16 protein-coding genes are annotated in these 18,154 nt (G+C 50.5%); 7 read left to right on the top strand and 9 right to left on the bottom strand.

Going from position 1 to position 18,154, the window contains the following annotated elements; translation table 11 throughout:
* Position 1: 1 nt before the first annotated feature.
* The 4 genes from ACYVGO_RS29005 to ACYVGO_RS28990 form a co-directional block, all read right to left on the bottom strand.
* On the bottom strand, positions 2 to 1,021 hold the full coding sequence (locus ACYVGO_RS29005; RefSeq protein WP_460972275.1) for an FAD binding domain-containing protein: 1,020 nt from the start codon (positions 1,019 to 1,021) through the stop codon (positions 2 to 4).
* Positions 1,018 to 1,677: a (2Fe-2S)-binding protein gene (locus ACYVGO_RS29000; RefSeq protein WP_460972274.1), complete on the bottom strand. Its 660-nt coding sequence runs from the start codon at positions 1,675 to 1,677 to the stop codon at positions 1,018 to 1,020. Before ACYVGO_RS29000 ends, ACYVGO_RS29005 begins: the two co-directional genes overlap by 4 nt.
* Before the next feature lie 127 nt (positions 1,678 to 1,804).
* Entirely contained in the window at positions 1,805 to 2,923 is a 1,119-nt protein-coding gene (locus ACYVGO_RS28995; RefSeq protein ID WP_460972273.1) for an alpha/beta hydrolase, read from the bottom strand.
* An 8-nt stretch (positions 2,924 to 2,931) separates the two neighbouring features.
* On the bottom strand, positions 2,932 to 3,429 hold the full coding sequence (locus ACYVGO_RS28990) for a cyclophilin-like fold protein (protein WP_460972272.1): 498 nt from the start codon (positions 3,427 to 3,429) through the stop codon (positions 2,932 to 2,934).
* Positions 3,430 to 3,661: 232 nt separating this feature from the next.
* Between ACYVGO_RS28990 and ACYVGO_RS28985 the strand changes: the two genes are divergently transcribed.
* The 4 genes from ACYVGO_RS28985 to ACYVGO_RS28970 all read left to right on the top strand — a co-directional run bounded on the left by ACYVGO_RS28985 (position 3,662) and on the right by ACYVGO_RS28970 (position 6,632).
* Positions 3,662 to 4,552 (top strand): helix-turn-helix domain-containing protein, encoded by an 891-nt coding sequence (locus tag ACYVGO_RS28985; RefSeq protein ID WP_460972271.1) that lies wholly within the window; start codon positions 3,662 to 3,664, stop codon positions 4,550 to 4,552.
* 161 nt (positions 4,553 to 4,713) lie between these two features.
* A complete protein-coding gene (locus tag ACYVGO_RS28980) occupies positions 4,714 to 5,217 on the top strand; it encodes a (R)-mandelonitrile lyase (protein WP_460972270.1) in 504 nt (167 codons plus the stop codon).
* 58 nt (positions 5,218 to 5,275) lie between these two features.
* Complete coding sequence (locus tag ACYVGO_RS28975) at positions 5,276 to 6,136, top strand: aldo/keto reductase (RefSeq protein ID WP_460972269.1); 861 nt, start codon at positions 5,276 to 5,278, stop codon at positions 6,134 to 6,136.
* 94 nt (positions 6,137 to 6,230) lie between these two features.
* A complete protein-coding gene (locus ACYVGO_RS28970; protein WP_460972268.1) occupies positions 6,231 to 6,632 on the top strand; it encodes a (R)-mandelonitrile lyase in 402 nt (133 codons plus the stop codon).
* A gap of 247 nt (positions 6,633 to 6,879) precedes the next feature.
* Here ACYVGO_RS28970 and ACYVGO_RS28965 read toward each other — a convergent pair whose 3' ends face one another.
* From ACYVGO_RS28965 to ACYVGO_RS28950, 4 genes are all read right to left on the bottom strand, one after another.
* Positions 6,880 to 7,347: an RES family NAD+ phosphorylase gene (locus ACYVGO_RS28965; RefSeq protein WP_460972267.1), complete on the bottom strand. Its 468-nt coding sequence runs from the start codon at positions 7,345 to 7,347 to the stop codon at positions 6,880 to 6,882.
* The gene (locus ACYVGO_RS28960) at positions 7,347 to 7,907 is read right to left on the bottom strand and encodes an antitoxin Xre-like helix-turn-helix domain-containing protein (RefSeq protein WP_460972266.1); all 561 of its coding nucleotides are present in this window, start codon (positions 7,905 to 7,907) and stop codon (positions 7,347 to 7,349) included. Before ACYVGO_RS28960 ends, ACYVGO_RS28965 begins: the two co-directional genes overlap by 1 nt.
* Positions 7,908 to 8,907: 1,000 nt before the next feature.
* Positions 8,908 to 9,162, bottom strand: a complete 255-nt coding sequence (locus ACYVGO_RS28955) for a GlsB/YeaQ/YmgE family stress response membrane protein (RefSeq protein ID WP_460972265.1) — start codon at positions 9,160 to 9,162, stop codon at positions 8,908 to 8,910.
* Between the two features lie 564 nt (positions 9,163 to 9,726).
* Positions 9,727 to 12,177, bottom strand: coding sequence for an ABC transporter permease (locus ACYVGO_RS28950; protein WP_460972264.1), 2,451 nt, complete (start codon positions 12,175 to 12,177; stop codon positions 9,727 to 9,729).
* 614 nt (positions 12,178 to 12,791) lie between these two features.
* Here ACYVGO_RS28950 and ACYVGO_RS28945 point away from each other — a divergent pair.
* The 3 genes from ACYVGO_RS28945 (at position 12,792) to ACYVGO_RS28935 (ending at position 17,593) form a co-directional block, all read left to right on the top strand.
* Positions 12,792 to 14,159 carry a serine hydrolase gene (locus ACYVGO_RS28945; RefSeq protein ID WP_460972263.1) on the top strand — a complete coding sequence of 456 codons (1,368 nt, stop codon included), beginning with the start codon at positions 12,792 to 12,794 and terminating at the stop codon, positions 14,157 to 14,159.
* 254 nt (positions 14,160 to 14,413) lie between these two features.
* Entirely contained in the window at positions 14,414 to 17,287 is a 2,874-nt protein-coding gene (locus tag ACYVGO_RS28940; protein ID WP_460972262.1) for a PAS domain-containing protein, read from the top strand.
* A gap of 141 nt (positions 17,288 to 17,428) precedes the next feature.
* On the top strand, positions 17,429 to 17,593 hold the full coding sequence (locus tag ACYVGO_RS28935) for a hypothetical protein (protein ID WP_460972261.1): 165 nt from the start codon (positions 17,429 to 17,431) through the stop codon (positions 17,591 to 17,593).
* Between the two features lie 247 nt (positions 17,594 to 17,840).
* On the opposite strand, the gene ACYVGO_RS28930 is transcribed toward ACYVGO_RS28935, so the two are convergent.
* A partial coding sequence (locus tag ACYVGO_RS28930; protein WP_460972260.1) for an XRE family transcriptional regulator occupies positions 17,841 to 18,154 on the bottom strand: 314 nt, incomplete at its 5' end.

Raw genomic sequence — 18,154 nt, 5'->3', positions numbered from 1 at the left:
ATCAGGCAGTTTTCGTGGCGGTCTTCAACGCGTCAACAATTGAGTTGGGAGCCAGCGTTAGTTTAAAATCGTTCTCGCCGTAGCCTTTGGCCCCTTTCATCGCCAGCGCAGCCGCCTGTTTGAAGTTGGCCTCCGTCGCCGGTTTGCCCTTCAGAAACTGCTCAGCCGCCGTCAGCCGCCAGGGTTTGTGGGCTACGCCACCCATCGCCAGCCGGACGTCCTGTATCGTGTTTCCCTGCATTTTCACACCCGCACCGACCGATACCAGCGCGAAGGCGTAGGAAGCCCGGTCGCGAACTTTGAGGTAGTGTGAATTCTCGGCAAACCCGTTCATTGCCAAATCCACCGACATAATCAGTTCGCCGGGTTGCAGCGTATTGTCTTTCTGGGGCATGTCGCCGGGCAGGCGGTGGAAGTCGATAAACGGAATCGTGCGGTCGCCTTTCGGTCCCGAAATGTTCACGGTTGCATCCAGGGCTACCAGTGCAATGCACATATCACTGGGATGTACGGCAATACACTTGGCCGAACCGCCAAAAATGGCGTGCATCCGATTATGACCACCCAGCGCTCCGCAACCCGTTGGCCCGTTGACCTGCCCTTTGTCGGGTCCGGCCTGCACCGGGCTTCGCTTGTTACAGGGCATCGAGTTGTCATAGAAATACGAGCAACGCGTGCGCTGCATCATGTTCCCACCCACCGTGGCCATGTTGCGCAGTTGGGCCGAAGCCCCCGCGTTAAGCGCCATCGAGAGGAGGGGAAACTGCTTTTTGACTAGCTCATTATCGGCAACGGCTGAATTTTTAGACAGGGCACCAATGCGCAGACCCGTACTCGTTTGCTCAATCGTTGCCAGGGGCAGTTTGTTAATATCAACCAGCCGCTGGGGAATAATGACTTCGCGCTTCATCAGATCGATGAGGTTGGTGCCGCCCGCCAGAAAGTATGTGCCCGCTTCTTTGGTGATCGCCGAAATGGCCGCTTTGGGGTCGGTAACCCGGGTAAACTGAAACGGATTCATACCTTAGCTCCTCCTTTTTTTACGGCCATGATGGCCTCGACAATGTTGGCGTACGCCCCGCACCGGCAGATGTTGCCACTCATGTACTCGCGGATCTCGTCGGGCGAGCCCGCGTGACCTTCCCGGATGCAGGCCACCGCCGACATGATCTGTCCGGGGGTACAGTAGCCGCACTGGAAGCCGTCGTGCTTGATAAAGGCTTCCTGCATCGGGTGAAGCCGGCCCGTCGCACGGTTGCCCGTCGGTCCATCTTGGGCTAAGCCTTCAATGGTGGTTACCTGACACCCGTCGGTTGTCATGGCCAGGGTTAAACACGAATTGACCCGCTGCCCATCGATATGGACGGTGCAGGCTCCGCATTGGCCATGGTCACAACCTTTCTTGGTGCCCGTCAGGTGTAGCTGTTCCCGTAGCAAATCCAGCAGCGTGACCCGGGGTTCGATGCTAAGTTGCTGGGCCTTCCCGTTAACGGTCAGCCGAAGCGGCATCTGCTCAATGGCCAGCGCCATTTTCTCATGGAGACCACTGTCCACTGCTTTTACCGCAGCGGGAGGGGTCAGCGCCCAGGCCGCCAGAGCGGAAGACTGCTTTAAGAAATACCGTCGGGATGAGTCAGAACTGCCTGGCTCATCCTCAAAATGTTTGTTAGGTTCCATAAGGCAAGGGTTGATTCCATGATTGACTAGCGGTTTTTGCGTTCCTGTACAGATAGATCGGATTGGTACCGAATCAGGCGTCAGATTTATCCGGCTGATTCTACTTCTATTGAACAGGGGAAGGCGTTCACTTGTTGGATTCCGTGACCAAGTTGGCTTTTTCGTTCGGCTTCGGAGCTAAATATTGCGAAAAGAAAGCGGTGAGCTTATCGAAGGGAATCATATCGGTTCGGTCGTACAGATCGATGTGCCGGGCGTTGGGAACGATATAAAGCTCTTTAGGCTCAGCTGCCTGCTGGTAAGCCTCTTCACTAAAATAGCGGGAATGGGCTTTTTCCCCTATGATCAATAAAATCGGTCGGGGCGAAATGGTTTCAATATAGTTCAGCAAGGGAAAGTTCATAAAGGCCATATCGCTGGTTTTGGTAAAAGCCCCAATCGAATTCGGATGAAAGCCCCGTTTCATAGCATAGTATTCAAAGAATTCACTGGCGATTGGGTCCATTCCGGCGGGGATGGTGGTCACCGGTTTACTTGGGAAGGAAGCCGTTAATTCAGGCTGTCCCGTGTCCACGTCTTTCCAACGCTGCCGGGCCAGCTCGTTAAGCGACTTAGTACGCTCTTCGGCCGTCATAGCATTCATCCACCCATTGCGCTTTACCCCGCTGATATCGTACATGCTGGTGGTAGCCACCGCTTTAATGCGGTGATCAACCTGGGCGGCTTTAAGGGCAAAACCACCACTACCGCAGAGGCCAATAGCCCCAATCTGGTTTCGATCCACAAAGGGACAGGTGCCTAAGAAATCCACGCCAGCACTGAAATCCTCAGCGAACACATCCGGTGATGAAACGTGCCGGGGTGCTCCGCCACTTTCCCCGTTATAGGATTCATCAAAGGCCAGTGCGACAAATCCGCGTTCGGCCATGTTTTGCGCGTATATACCCGCTCCTTGCTCTTTTACCCCACCATAAGGCGTACCGACGACCAGGGCCGGATACTTTTTAGACGCATCCATATTTTTGGGCGTGTATAGATGGGCGGCAAGGGGGATACCATACCGATTTTTGTACTGAACATTTTGCTTGGTAACCTTGTCACTTAGCGTAAAGGTCAAATACTCTTTCAGCTGAGATTTCGGTTCGTTTTGGCCTAGTAACCCCTGACTATAAGCCTGTCCTATCATCAGCAGAAAGGCGGCTAGGGCTATAGTTAACTGGTTCATATGGTTTCTGATTTGATTCATGGTTAAGTTTATTCCAGAGCAAAGCTGACCGTTACGTTTCCTGATCCCAGGGCAGCCGCCAGTCCTGACGGGTTATCGATCCGGCCAAGCTTAGTGTAGCTGTACGAGGTCCGAAAGGACTCATAGAAGAGCACCAGCGTGTTAGCCCCGTACAGCGTTAGATCCCCTGCCTGTATCGTACCGGGATTGGTCGCATTCGTGGGTAAGCTACTGGATAGATTGGCAAATTTTTCGTTTCCGTTCAGCTCTTTCATGGACAACGTGAGTGGCAACCGCGCTTTAAAAGCGGTTACGGTCGGGTTGCTTAAAAGCGTCGCGGTAAAGGTGCTGGTGCCCACCCGGATGCGTAGCCGGTTCGAGGAAGTGTCGGTCACTGGATTCAGATCGGGGTTGGCGGGGTTGGGCATACTGGGTTGATCGGTGGGGATTGGGCTGTCTGTTTTGCAAGCCATACTGCCCATGATAAATACCAGGAAAGGCAGCAGGAATAGCTGGGTCCGTTTCATACGTGTTGAGTTTGATTTACTTCATGGACAGGCGATTAGTGCTAACTTCGCTAATCACACCGCAAAATTACCCGGTAGCCTTAGCCCGGCTTTTATACATTTTACGGTTTTACTTACCACTTTTACTGATACCATCGTGAGGCATGGTTTCGGGCTGTAGATTTGACTAAAAATCGGCTGGCAGGAGTACCGGCAACGGCTGACCGTCGTACTCCGCCCCGAACCGTACGCGATGATAGTCTACGACACGATCAAAAAATATGCGGATGCGTTCAACAACAAAACACAGCACCCGCTCATTAGCCTGGTTGATTTTAATCAATCAACCCCACTCCCACGAGCGAAGTTTACGATCAGTTTTTATGCCATTATTCTCAAAGAAACCCGCTGTGGTGATTTGCGGTATGGGAACCAGTATTATGATTATGCCGACGGAACGATGGTCTTTTTTGGGCCAGGCCAGGTGATTACCAATGAACCTGAGGGCGAGCTGCATCAGCCCTATGGCAAGGCCCTCATCGTTCATCCCGATTTGATCAAAGGCACCAGCCTGGGTAGACAGATTCACGAGTATTCGTTTTTCAGTTACCAATCTCACGAGGCCCTGCATTTATCGGAGAAAGAGCGAGCGGTTGTAACGACCTGTTTTGGCAACATTGCGACTGAAGTGGGCCATACGATTGACCGCCACAGTAAAGAGCTGATTGTGGCTAACCTGGAATTGCTCCTAAAGTATTGTTCCCGCTTTTATGACCGCCAATTCATTACCCGTGAGCATATCAATCATGGCATCCTTGAGCAGTTTGAACAGAAACTGACGGAGTATTTGGTGGGCGAAACGCTCCGTACCGAGGGGATTCCAACGGTTTCCTACTTTGCCCAGGTGTTACACCTGTCGCCCAATTACTTTGGCGACTTAATCAAGAAGGAAACCGGCAAGACGGCACTGGAATTCATCCAGCTTAAGCTGATCGATCTGGCCAAGGAACGAATTTTTGATACCGGCAAATCCATCAGTGAAATTGCGTATGAACTAGGGTTCAAGTACCCTCAGCATTTTACTCGTTTCTTCAAACAACAGGTTGGCACCACACCCATTGCCTATCGAAGTGGATTGAATTAGCACGTTTGGAAACGTTCACACCGGTTCCAAAACCAAATCGATCCAGTAGGCATGGGCAATTCTAACGAGAGTTATTGTCTAACGCGGGTAGAGTAAATCCGTTACTGACCAGGGGCTGTTCAACCAATCGAGGATAACGTACAACTCAAACGACTAAACACATGAAAAACCTAGGGGCACGGACAGCCTTTCTCATTACGCTGGGCCTGGTAAGTCTTTGCCTGGCTCCCTGCCAGGCGCAAACGCAGGGAAGCGGGACAAAATCGACAACGGCGAGCGCTATTTTTCCCAACGGGGAAAAGGGCCCCGCCCAAACCTTTACCGGTACGGTATGGGTTCAGAATCTGGTAGCAACCGATTCCATTTATCAATTGGCTAGTGGCAGCGTTACGTTCGAGCCGGGGGCTCGCAGCTTTTGGCATTCACATCCGAGTGGGCAGATTCTACTGGTAACGGATGGGGTTGGCTACCACCAGTTAAAAGGCGAGCCCCGGCAGACCATTCGGAAGGGGGACGTAGTGGAGTGTCCGCCGAAAATTCCTCATTGGCACGGCGCTTCCGCGGACAGCCCCATGACCCACATTCATATTGTACCCAATACCGAAAAAGGGATTGTTAACTGGCTTCAGGCCGTCACGGATGCTGAATACCATGGGGCGAGGTAGCTATTCAAAGCCGTGACCGGTACACGAACTCACGTTTACTGTAAAATAAGAAAAGAGAATGATTTTAGACGAAACCTATACGCTATCGAATGGCGTAGAGATTCCCAAACTAGGTCTGGGAACCTGGTTTATCAGTAACAGCGATGTTGTACAGGCGGTCAAGGATGCGGTACAAATCGGTTACCGCCATATTGATACGGCTCAGGCCTACCAGAATGAAAGCGGAGTTGGCGAAGGCATTCGGGCCTGTGGTGTAAACCGGGAAGAACTGTTTGTGACCACCAAGCTGGCTGCTGAAGTAAAATCGTATCAGGAAGCCGTGGCGTCCATCGATGGCTCCCTTCACCGGTTAGGGCTTGAGTATATTGATCTAATGATCATACACAGTCCCAAACCCTGGGCGAAATTCAGTGGGAATGATCCTTATTTTGACGGAAATCAACAGGCTTGGCGAGCGCTTGAAGAAGCCTATAGGTCGGGAAAACTTCGTGCCATTGGCCTGTCAAACTTTCAGCAGGCAGACATTGCTAACATCCTGGGCTCCTGCTCAGTGAAACCAATGGTCAATCAGATTCTGGCGCATATCAGCAATACCCCTACCGAATTGATTCATTATTCGCAGGAAAACGGCATGCTGGTGGAAGCTTATTCCCCCATTGGTCACGGTGAGTTGTTGAAAAACAAGTCCATAACGGCTATTGCCCAAAACTATGACGTTTCGGTAGCCCAATTAAGTATCCGGTATTGCCTACAGCTTGGTCTATTGCCATTACCGAAGACGGCCAAGCCGGAGCATATGAAAACGAATGCAGCCATGGAGTTCGTTATCTCAGAAGCGGATATGGCGACCTTAACGACAATGGAACAAATTGAGCATTATGGCGAGGCCAGCCACTTTCCTGTATTCGGCGGAAAATAAGCATGAAAACTAATCATGCCTATCGCCCTGTTGTGGTCAATCACCAGCGTGTTAGGCACCATTAGCCTTTAGTAGACGAACTAGTTAAATCGTTATGAACATCACAAGAATAGGATCGCAACCCTCGGATAAAGGGCCAGAAGACTGGTTTACGGGATCGGTACGTATCGATCCGTTGTTTGCCGCCAACCAGGCAAGACGTGGGGCAGCCGCCAGCGTTACCTTTGAACCCGGGGCTCGAACCGCCTGGCATACCCATCCGCTCGGTCAGACGCTCATCGTGACGGCTGGTTGTGGTTGGGTACAGCGGGAAGGTGGCCCTGTCGAAGAAATCCATCCGGGCGATGTGGTTTGGTTTGAACCGGACGAGAAGCACTGGCATGGCGCTACGGCAACCACGGGGATGACGCATATCGCCATCCAGGAAAATCTAAATGGGAAACAAGTGGAGTGGCTGGAAAAGGTGACAGATCACCAATATCAGCCTACTAACTAGAGGAGTTGACAGGAGCCATTACCAAGAAGGTAGTTGCTCCTTTTTAGTAGAAAAGCGAATCTGTCTCAAAATATGCTCCCAAGTGAGACGAAAACTTTGTCGTTTAAGCAAAAGCAGCCCGCTTCATCAATGAAAGATTTATCGGCAGCCGGTTCACGGGAGCGGGCCGTACGCCTGTTTACTTGGTTATGCCCTTCTAAATGCCTTGTCGCTCACTTCAGGAATGAATAAGCAGTAAGTCTTACTCCTACCGTTTCCAAAGTCGGCGTTCGAGCCGTAGGTTCACCTGGCCAATGATCTGTATATCCCCAAACTGAGCGTGATTTGGATGGAGCAGGTAATTGTAGGAGATCGGCAATACGGCCGAGGGAACGGCCAACCCTAATGCGGTGGGCTTTTCCAGCCATTCAGCAAAAAACGTTTGTGTGACAGCTAACGCCTGGGGTTGGTCCCAGCCCGGTGGCAAGGCTTGGGGGTTGATCCATCGCAAGGCGTTCTCGGGTAGGCGCAACGTAAACAACCGCAGGGCGGGTAGAGCCTCATAGGCTACCTCAGGTAGATGGACCATAATTTCCAGTAGGGTCAAAGCCGGTGAGGAACCCGTATAGAGGATTCCCTGCTCTCTGGGGTTCCAGCGGCCGGGGGCTTTCTCCGCTCCCACCACCGTCAGGGGGTCATGCCAATGCGGTTCTTTCAGAATTCTATAGACATCCATTAGCTAAATACGCCGTATTCGATGCGGGTAAAAACATCATCCACCAGCCCAATACCCGTCGCCGTATTGAGCAACGACAGGGGCGTAGGATACGCTACGGACTCGGATCTGGTCAGCTCGGCGGTAAACTCCGCTTCCAGTTGGTTGGCGGCCGCTAGCAGGTCGTAGGGACCGGTAGTCTGACTAATTTCGTCGAGTGGCCTGGCCGCTACTGATTGAATGAGGGTATCGAAGCCCGTTTCTGGGGTGGCAAGTTCCGCCAGTGGGGTCTTCAGCCACTGGGTTAAGGTTTTTTTATGCTGGTCAAACACTACTAGTCCGTGTTCAAACAAGGCTTTGAGCCGGAATAAATGTTCTGAAATCAGCACTGAAAAATCGCCAGTTGTTGTTTTGTACAACGCCCGTTCGGTTAACCCGATCAGGGTCGCCATTTCTTTTTTGCTCAGTCCGCTCAGGTCTGCTACCTCGTCAACTAATGCCCGGGAGGCTTTGCGCTGAGCCTGAGGAATGATAGCATATCCCTGGCGGGAGCTGGCTGGCTGGATTCTGGTATGTACCATGGGTAATTGATTAAACTGAACATTTTCTCTAATATACAACATTAGTTCAGTTATAACGCACGATAACGGACAAGAGTTTGGCTACGGCATCAAATCACGCAGCAAAAATGTAGGAGATAGAGTCAAATGATTAGGGTTTTCAAACCATCCCGACTAAACATAAGTCAACTTCTGCTACAAGCTGTATGCGACTAACTGGAGTAAAAATCAATCGTCTCAAAATATGCTCCTTTATGCATAAAAAAAGCTCCCACTTCGGGGAGCTTACCGCCTCGTGAAGAGCTCAATTAGCGAGCCCGCATCCGGTAGATCGTCCGACCACGCAGACCCACTAGAGGACCACCGACTTCAATGATGCGGGGCCGAGCCGGGCGGTTGATGTGCATTAATTTAGTGTTCATGTTCTTTGTTGTTCGTGAATGTGCTACAAAGATGAGGGGTAAGTGATCAAGCCCACAACAAAAAACTGGTCAAACGTCGAAATGAGGGTATAAACCACCTGAAACGAACGATAAGTGGAGGAAAGTCAGAATTGACTTATTCTAATAAGTAGGGGCGTAAAATTTTGGGTTTTATAGTATTAAATGGAGATATTAGACTTTTTTCAGGAGGGCAAAAAGAAAGCCAGATGACATAAGCGTCACCTGGCTTTTAGTTTCACTCTGTGTATAGTTCTACCCCCATATTTCAAGTGAGTATAGGCTACTCGAGCGAAATACACTTAGTAAACTAGGGCTAGGAGAAATTGTATGAGAAAAGGGCTGATTTTTCGCCTTCAGGGACGATGAAGAATTATTTTTCATCATGAGCATCCCACAGCCTTAGGGAAACGATCCGCGTAGGCTACTAACTGGAGTTGATAGTTGTTAAAAGTTTTAGTTAACCCTCCTCCTTAAGACGGAGAACAGTTCATAAATAGGCAGGATTCGCTCATCGGTTCTATAACAATGAGGGTCGGCTATCTCCTGGCCGACCCTCATTATGATTTTACTCACTCGTCTTAAACCGTCCGTCTCGATCCCTTGATCAAGGCGGCAATACCCAACACAATACAGGCCCCCACAAAGGCCGTTAGAATACGACCTAAAATACCGGTATCTGCCCCCAGGGCAGTACCAAAGAGCCAGCCTCCCACGAAGGCCCCTACGATACCCAGGATAATCTCGACCAACAACGAGAGCGAAAAGCGCTTAAAGACCAGGTCGGCCAGCCAACCGGCCACGGCACCGACCAAAAGTGTGATTAAGAGTTCCATAGTGTCTAACTAGCGATAAATGATGCGTAAATGATTTATGGGTAGGGCTACTCTAGTAGAAGATCCCTGTCCCCTAATGGCTATTGCCTACTCATCAATTGGCTAACAACGTGCCACAGGGCTCTATGGTATGTAATTAATTGATAAACAAAGGTTTTCAGAAGAAGGATACTAATGTAGTCCGCAAAAATGAGGCAAATATTCCCAATTATGCGGCTTAAATCCCCCACTGATGGGTCAGATTAAAGAATCGTTGGCTGGATACCGAACTGCCGAATACTGAAACAGGCTGACAAGTTGATTGACAAACGGTTTTTATGATTGGCAAGGCGATGAAAACTACGTGGGCGGTCCTATGACCAATTTTGATTATTTTGGGATCGTAAGCTGCTAGATTGGATAGGGTATAATTCAAACTAGCCATTTGGAAAATCCATCTTAGAAAAGGCTCCCCATGGAGACGATGAGCGATTTGTATATCAATAATTCAGGCGTTTAGCGAGATGGATAAAAAACGGCAAACACATCCACAAGTGATCCATGCATTTGCCGTTTACCAAAGCGCTATTCACTACGCAGGCTCTTCACCGGATTCATCAGAGCGGCTTTCACACTCTGGAAACTGACCGTCAGCAACGCAACCCCAATCGCCACTAAGCCGGCCAGCCCAAACATCCACCACTCGATAGCGATCTTATAGGTGAACTTCTGAAGCCATTTATCCATCATATACCAGGCTACCGGCGTACTCAGCAGCAAGGCGATCAAAACCAGTCGAATAAAGTCGAGCGAAAACAAACCTAAAATCTGTGCGATTGAAGCCCCCAATACTTTACGCACACCCACTTCTTTGGTACGAGTTTCGGCCATGAACGCCACCACGCCATATAGACCCAAGCAACCAATAAACAGGGCGATGCTCGCCAATAACTGGAACAACGAGTAGAGCTGTTCTTCACTCGTATAAAAGTTTGCCAGCGTCTCATCCAAAAATTCATAGCTAAAGACGAAGGCGGGGAAAGTCGCAGTCCAGGCGGTTTCAACCTGTTTTAGAAGCTGACTGATGGCCGCCGGGCTGCCCGACCGGGTCGACAGTTTAAGGGCGAGCGTTCGATAATTACCCCGCTGGGTTGTCAAGACACTGGGCTCGACGCCATCCCGCAAGGAAAACAGGTTGAAATCTTTTACCACACCCACAACGGGTTTTTCTACCGACTCGCCAGCCACCCTCATCCGCTTGCCAATTACCTGCTCAGGTTTTTGAAAGCCCAATCGTTTCATAAACGTCTCATTGATGACCAGCTCACGGATGGAATCAGCCGGTTGATATAGGCGTCCGGCCAGTAATTTCAGGCCGTACGTGCGCACAAATGCCGTATCGGCGGGGCGCATCACTACGCCGTAGCCGGGGTCTTTGGCGTCCTGTTCGAACCGAAAACCCGTTGTCCAGTTGGCGCTTGATGAGGGGGAAGTCATGCCGAAGCTGATTGACTCAATGGCAGGGAGGCTGGTCAGTTTGGCTCGCAAATTGGCTAGCTGTCCCGGTTCATTTTCGGGTAATGGAATCGTTACGACGGCGTCTTTATCATAGCCTAGATCGGCGGAGCGAAAATAGCTCATCTGATTGTAGGCGATGATGGTGCTGATGAGCAGTACCTGAGAAATCGCAAACTGCCCCACAATCAGTCCCCGGCGAAGGGCCAACTGACGACCCGCTCCGGCCGACTGAATTTTCCCTTTGAGGGCCAAAATAGGTTGATAGCCTGACAGAATTAACGCCGGATAAAAGCCCGCCAGTAGGGTAGTCAGTACACCTAGGGTCAGTAAGAACCCAAGCACCATCGGACTCAGTAAGCTTACGACTCCCGGCTTGATATTGAGCAGTTCACCAACGTAGGGCAAGGAGAGCTGGGCAACAACCAAGGAAAGGACTACCGCCATCCCGGTTAATAGACTGGTTTCACCCAGAAACTGACGAACCAGTTGCCCGCGCGTGCTGCCCAACACTTTGCGAACGCCCACTTCTCGGGACCGGCGTATGGCCTGGGCGGTGGCCAGATTGACAAAGTTGATACAGGCCGTCCCTAAGATAAAGAGCCCAATCAACACCATCGCCCAAATCATTTCGATGCTAATACTTCGTTGGGCGTAGTTGGTGACGTTGGTGGCAAAATGAATGTCGGTCAGCGGCTGTAAGATGTAGGCCAACGTTTTGGCCTCTTCCGGGGCGTGGTATTTTTTGACAAAGTCGACTAACTGACGTTCCATCCGGGCGGCTGGTGTCTGGGAGCCGCTGGAAGCTGGGGGAAGCATCATATAAATCTGAGCTCCCCCATACGTCGACTTCCAGTCATCGGGGGGTGAAGTACTGCCATAGGCCAGCACTGAGGCATGCGTCAGAAACACCTCGAATGGCAGGCTGCTCGTAGCGAGCGGATCCCCAATAAGGCCCGTGACCACAAAGTCCATCCGGTTATCCAGTCGGATGATTTTGCCCATTGGATTAGTATCACCAAAGTATTTATGGGCAATTCTTCTCGACAGCACGACGGTGTTCGGGTCAGCCAGCGCTGATTGTGGGTTGCCTTTCTCCCACTTATAGTCAAAGAGATTAAAGTACTCCGGTTCGGCAAATGCGATTACGCCATCCGTTTCCTGAAATCGTTTGGTCTGGGTAGCCGCCCGGCCCGGAATGGCTACCACGGCCGATTTAATCCGGGTAACCAGGGTGAGCTGGTGTTTTAATTCTGGAAAATCATTGCGCAGCGCAGCCAGCGCCGGAAACGGGATTCCCGTATTTGGCTTGCCGTCAGGGGCCGTTTTGTTCAACCCGAGCATCCGGTAAATGCGGTCGGCATTGGTGTTGTGTCGGTCAAAGCTGAGCTCATAGCGAACGGTGACGAACAACAATAAACAGCAGGCAAGGCCTAAAGTGAGGCCCAGCACATTAATACTGGCGTAACTCCAATTGCGCCTAAGGGCGCGCAGGGCGGTAATGAACTGGTTGCGTAGCATTGACTAGTTGCTTTGTTTATTAGGACGCCAATACGTGGTCCAGCTACAGACGGCTCAACTACTATACCACAAGTCAAAATCCCTTCCTGGATGATATAAGGGGCTACATGGCGCCCAGTGGCTGTACGATTTCGGACAGTTTGGAGTACGATTGTCCGGTATTGTCAGGACGTGTTGAGCGTAATTAGTCAATCTAAACGACTGCCCCTTTGTATTACCAACTAATGATTGATAGGCTTGGTATGCCCACTCACCGGCCTGTCCCAGTGGAAACTGCAGTTCAGTTGGTTTCATCGTTGATCAAGTTTAAAACCAACTGATGACAATTGGTATTTATTATCAAAATACCCTCCCTACTGAGACGAAGAGCAATTTGAGTATCTATAATTCGGGCGTTTTCTGAAACGGTGTTTAACATAATATTTCTTACTTTGGCTAATCGATAAGAGGTAACTGTAGTAGAAGTTGCCACTGCCTTTGGTGTACACTTTAAATAGGCAGCTAGTAGATCGATCTTGGCACACAAGCCAGCGCTGTAGGGCTATTTCAGACTTTTGCAACAACCGCGTAGCTGTACGACTGAATTAGAATCAGTTTTATTTTACTAGTTATTCATGAAAAGACTCTTTATTTTCCTCCTGTTTGGGTGGTATTTCAATCCCATAAACTCTTCAGCCCAATTACAGAATGATAGTCCGTTTTCAGCCCAATTTGACCAAATATTAGCTGAACCATTTAAAGCTAACGGTCCCGGTTGTGCGGCTCTTGTCGCCCATAAAGGGAAAATTATCTACCAGAAAGCGTTTGGCAAAGCTGACTTAGAATTGAATGTGCCGATGCGGCCTGATATGGTCTTTACGATTGCCTCAATTACCAAGCAGTTTACGGCCATTGCTGTCCTTCAACTCCTGGAGCAGGGCAAATTATCCTTACAGGACCCTGTTACTCGCTTCCTGCCCAACTATCCCACTTCAGGCAAAACTATCACCGTTGAACACCTGTTGACCCACACCTCGGGAATCAAAAATCTCATTGAGATCAGTCAATTTTGGGAGCAAAGTCGCAATAAACTGACCCCTTTAGCCATGATCGATCTATTTAAAGATCAACCCTTGGAATTTGAGTCAGGCACTCAATGGAGTTATTCGAATTCGGGGTATATCCTGCTGGGGCAAATTATTGAAAAGGCATCCGGTAAACCCTACCCTCAGTACCTGAAAGAGATGTTTTTCGAACCACTGCGAATGACTCACTCATCTTATTATGAGGAGGCCAAAATAATAAGCAATCGAGTACGTGGTTACCAACTCAGTAAGGATGGAGAAAATCAAAATGCGGATTATATCAACCTAGAATCAGGCTATTCTACTGGGGGAATTCTCTCAACAGTAGGTGATTTATGGATTTGGCATCAGGCGGTGCATAGTCATAAATTAGTCAAAAAAGAGACGCTCGCTAAAGCGTTAACTCCTTACCGACTGAGCACTGGCAAACTCACGGATTATGGGTATGGTTGGTTCATCGATTCGCTTCAGAATAGCCCACTTATTTGGCACAGCGGAGCCATCAATGGCTTTCGTTCGTACTGTCTTTATTTACCAAGTGAAGACGTGTTCGTCACGGTATTAGCTAACTCAATTGATAAGAGTGCAACCTATGTTTCTAAACGAATGGCCGCTTTAGCCAGTGGAAAACCACTGTTGATAGACCAACAACATAATCTTCACCGGCTAGACAAATACGTAGGCAAGTATGAAGATAGTGCAAAAAATACGTATACAATCACGCATGAAGGAGAGCAGTTTTTCGCTAGACTCCCCTCCACGAGTCAGAAGCAGACGATTGTTCCTGCAACAGAGACCAAGTTCTTGTTCAAGGATAGCAACGCTGAGATTGAATTTAGGGAGGACAGATCGGGTACCACAGTGATGCAAACCCGGATTTACGGTGGGCCAACTAGTCAGGCGAAGAAAATAAAATGAAGTTTGCGCCACACGATATTACTTCCTTCTTTTGACAGGTAAAGCGCCCTAATAAATTCAGCAAATGAAGTTGATTCTTAGAAAATTTGATTGATATAGAATTGTGGCTGTTGCAAAAGAGGTCACTACCATAGGTGGACTCCTTGTCAGAAACAACCCCGTCAAACAGGCGGTTAGTTTAGCCAGTTTAGTAGCTGAATACAGTCATTGTAAAGTATTTAGTTTATTTGACGTCTAAACCCCCTTGAACGGTTATGACCGGCGATCAACGGCCCTTTGATTCTAAGAAGAAACTCATTGAGCAACTCGATATTGAGTTTGCGCTCCAAGCCGCCGGACTAGGTATCTGGGAAATTAATCCGGCTACCAATCAAGTCAGCTGGGATGAGCGCTGCCAGGCTCTGGTGGGCCTTCAGCATACCAATACAATCCCTTTCCAGCAAGCGATTCAATACATTCACCCGGATGATCTTGATCACGTACGGGCAGCTATTCAGCGGGCCACAACCCCACCTTCCGATGGACGCTTCGATGAGACCTATCGAACCCTAGGCGCCGATGAAGGGAAACAACGATGGGTACGATTTTGGGGACAAGCCCAGTTCACGCCCTCGGGGGAATTGAATCGTTTCTCGGGCATCGCCCAGGAAGTCACCGGGCAAGTGCTGGCCCAACAAGCCCTAGGCCAGCAGCAAGCCCAGGAACGCTTTCTCCTACAGCTTTCTGATGCGCTACGCTCGTTGACCGATCCCCTGGTCGTGTACTATCAAACGGCTTGCCTGGTAGGCCAGTACCTGGGAGCCAATCGCGTGGGCTATGCTGCGGATCAGGGCGATGGGGATACGATTGTGGTACTACAAAATTACGTTCACGGGGTCGCCGATCTACAGGGCACCTACCACTATGCTGACTATGGGCCTTTACTGGCCGAGTTTCTGGCGGGTCGCACGGTCGTTCGCCCCGACATTGCGCAGGACCTCACCCTGACGCCGGACCAAAAAGAAGCCCATCGGCTGCTTCAGCTGGGTGCCACCCTCAACAAACCCCTGCTAAAGGATGGTCGGCTGCTGGCCGTGCTGTTCATCCACTACCAGCATGCCCATCATTGGTCGGCGGACGAACTAGACTTAGTGGAGAAAGTCGCCGAGCGATTAGTAATCGCCATAGACCGGGCCCAGACCCATGAAGCCCTGCGGCAAAGTGAAAGCCGGTTTCGGCTCCTGGCCAACTCCGTCCCTCAGGCCATCTGGGTGACCGATGCGCAGGGCAACACGGAATTTCTCAACCAATGGTGGGTGGACTACAGTGGTATTCCGTTTGAACCTTCCACGGCCTGGCAGATAGCGGCTGACATTTTGCATCCCGAGGATGGCCCGCGCTTGGTCGCTGCTTTTCAGCAAGCGATGCGGACGGAAACGTCGTTTGAAGTCGAACAACGGAACCGGTCAGCCTTGGGAGAGTACCGCTGGTTTCTTAACAAGGGAGAGCCCTACCACGACCCGCAGACGGGTCAGATTACCAAATGGGTGGGCGCGGGCGTGGATATTCACGATCGCAAGCTGGCTGAGCAAGCCCTCCAGCAGAGCGAAGCCCGCTTCCGTTCCCTGATTGAAGAAGCGCCGGTGGCGACTTGTTTGTTCGTGGGTCGGGCGTTACGCATTGAGGTGGCCAACGAAGCGATGCTGGCCTTCTGGGGCAAAGGTCCCTCCGTGCTGGGGAAACCCCTGGAGCAAGCTGTTCCCGAATTGGTGGGCCAGCCATTCCTGACCATTCTTGATCAGGTGTTTACCAGTGGGCAAACCTACACCGCTCACAGTATGCGGGCTGATCTAGAAGTCGATGGCCTATTGGGCACCTATTATTTCGACTTTACCTATAAGCCCTTACGCAACGCAGTGGGGGAGGTGTACGCTATTATGGACATGGCCACCGACGTTACCCAGCAGGTCAAAGCCCAGCAATCATTGCTGGAAAGTGAATCCTCACTGCGGGCCATGATTGATCTGGCCGAACTGGGTCGCTATACCATCGACCTAGTCACCAACCGAATGGTGAAATCGCCCCGATTGGCCCAGTGGTACGGTCTGCCCGAGCAGACCACCGTATCGGCTTCGTTGGATCGGGTTCAGGAGGTTGATCAGCAGCGTGTTTATCAGTTGTTTGCCGATGCCCTGGGGGAAGGGGCCTCGGGCGTTTATGATGTCGAATATGGCGTTATTAGCGCTACGACGGGTCAACGGCGTCTTTTACGCACCACGGGGCAAGTCCGCTATGACGCCGACGGTCGACCCATCCGGGTTGATGGCTTAGCGATTGATCTTACCCGGCAGCGGGAGTTACAATGGCAACTCGAAGAGCAGGTTCAACAGCGTACCCAGGAATTGCAACTGGCCAATCAGGATCTGAAGCGCTCCAATGACAACTTGCAACAGTTCGCGTATGTAGCCAGCCACGATTTGCAGGAGCCGCTGCGTAAAATCCAGTCCTTCAGTACCCTGATCAGCCAACAATTGGCGGGTCATCCAGACCCTTCCGTGCAGCAACATTTGGAACGCATTGCCGGGGCTGGTGCGCGGATGTCCACGCTGATTAAAGACCTGCTGACCTACTCCCGCATCGCTACTCGCCAGCAGGCGTTTGGTCCGGTCTCGCTGGATGCCATTATGGCCGAGGTACTGTCAACCCTGGATTGGGAGATTCACCGGACAGGCGCTCGTATCACGGTTGATGAGTTGCCCGTTGTCAAGGGTGACGAATCGCAATTAGGCCAGTTGTTTCAGAACCTGTTGACCAACGCGATGAAGTTCGTCTCCCCTGGGCAAGCGCCCATGATTCACGTTCAGTATTTCCACCGCTCACTCGGTGAGCTACCCAGCGAGGTGCGTCCATCGAGTCAGGTTCCCTTTTATCACCAGATCAGTGTGCGTGATCAGGGGGTGGGCTTTGACACCAAGTTTGTGAACCGAATCTTTCAAGTGTTTCAGCGGCTACATGGCAAGAATGAGTATCCGGGTACTGGTGTCGGTTTGGCCATCTGTCAGCGGGTGGTGGAGAATCATGGGGGCGGCATAACGGCGAGTAGTGAACCGGGTCAGGGAGCCACCTTCTGTGTGTACTTACCCGCCTAAAGAAGCAGGGGTAATCTTATAAAAACGCTGATTTTACAATCTATCCAACTTGTCCGTATTCAACCGTGTGTTAAAGGGACAAATTGAGTCGCCAGCAAGCGTTTGCAGTTATCCATTCGACTAAGCAGAAAAACTAGTAGTATGATCGCGTTATTATTGGTTGCTCGTTTTCTCGTTGTTGTAGGCATGTACTACGCGCTGCGGAAAGGACGTAAGGACTGGTCAGTGTTACTGGGTGCTACCTTGTTTTTACTGACATTTATTGGGTACAGTCTGGATCGGAATTGGTTTTGGGCAGCCCTCTAGATTGCGGTGATGTTCGTCTTTCTTTACAGATGGTTCGTAGCTAGAAAATCAAACTAAGCCAATACTCATTTGTAGGGTCTGCTATGGGTTTTAGCCCCTAAGTAGTTGGGTGCAATGAACAAACAGCTTGCCTATTCAACTGTCTCACTAAAAGGCTCCCAAATGAGACGAATCACCAACGAGCTACAACACCCACTTTACGGAAAGGATACTGGTGCATACAACATGAAGCAGGCAGTTGAGCAAACTAGGCGTGCTCTAAAATGAATTCAGCGGATATACCTAATTTTTTATAGAGTTGTCGAGCCATCTCCAGGCTCAGCCTACGTTTTCCCCGTAGCAATTCGGATACCCGAGGGGCCTCCACTTCGAGTAACTCCGCTAAATCCTTTTGTTTCAGTTTGCGCTCAAACATCTTTAATTCAATCATGCCCGCCAAGGTCTGCGGCTGACTGGGCATTGGAAAGTTGGCCTGCTCGTAAGCCCGCATCAAGTGAGATAACCGCAATAATTCCTGATCATCCTGCTCGCTTAAGCTAGCAAATCCACCGCCCTGGGTGG

Source organism: Spirosoma migulaei, from assembly GCF_054776855.1.
This window is presented reverse-complemented; position numbering and strand designations above follow the sequence as displayed.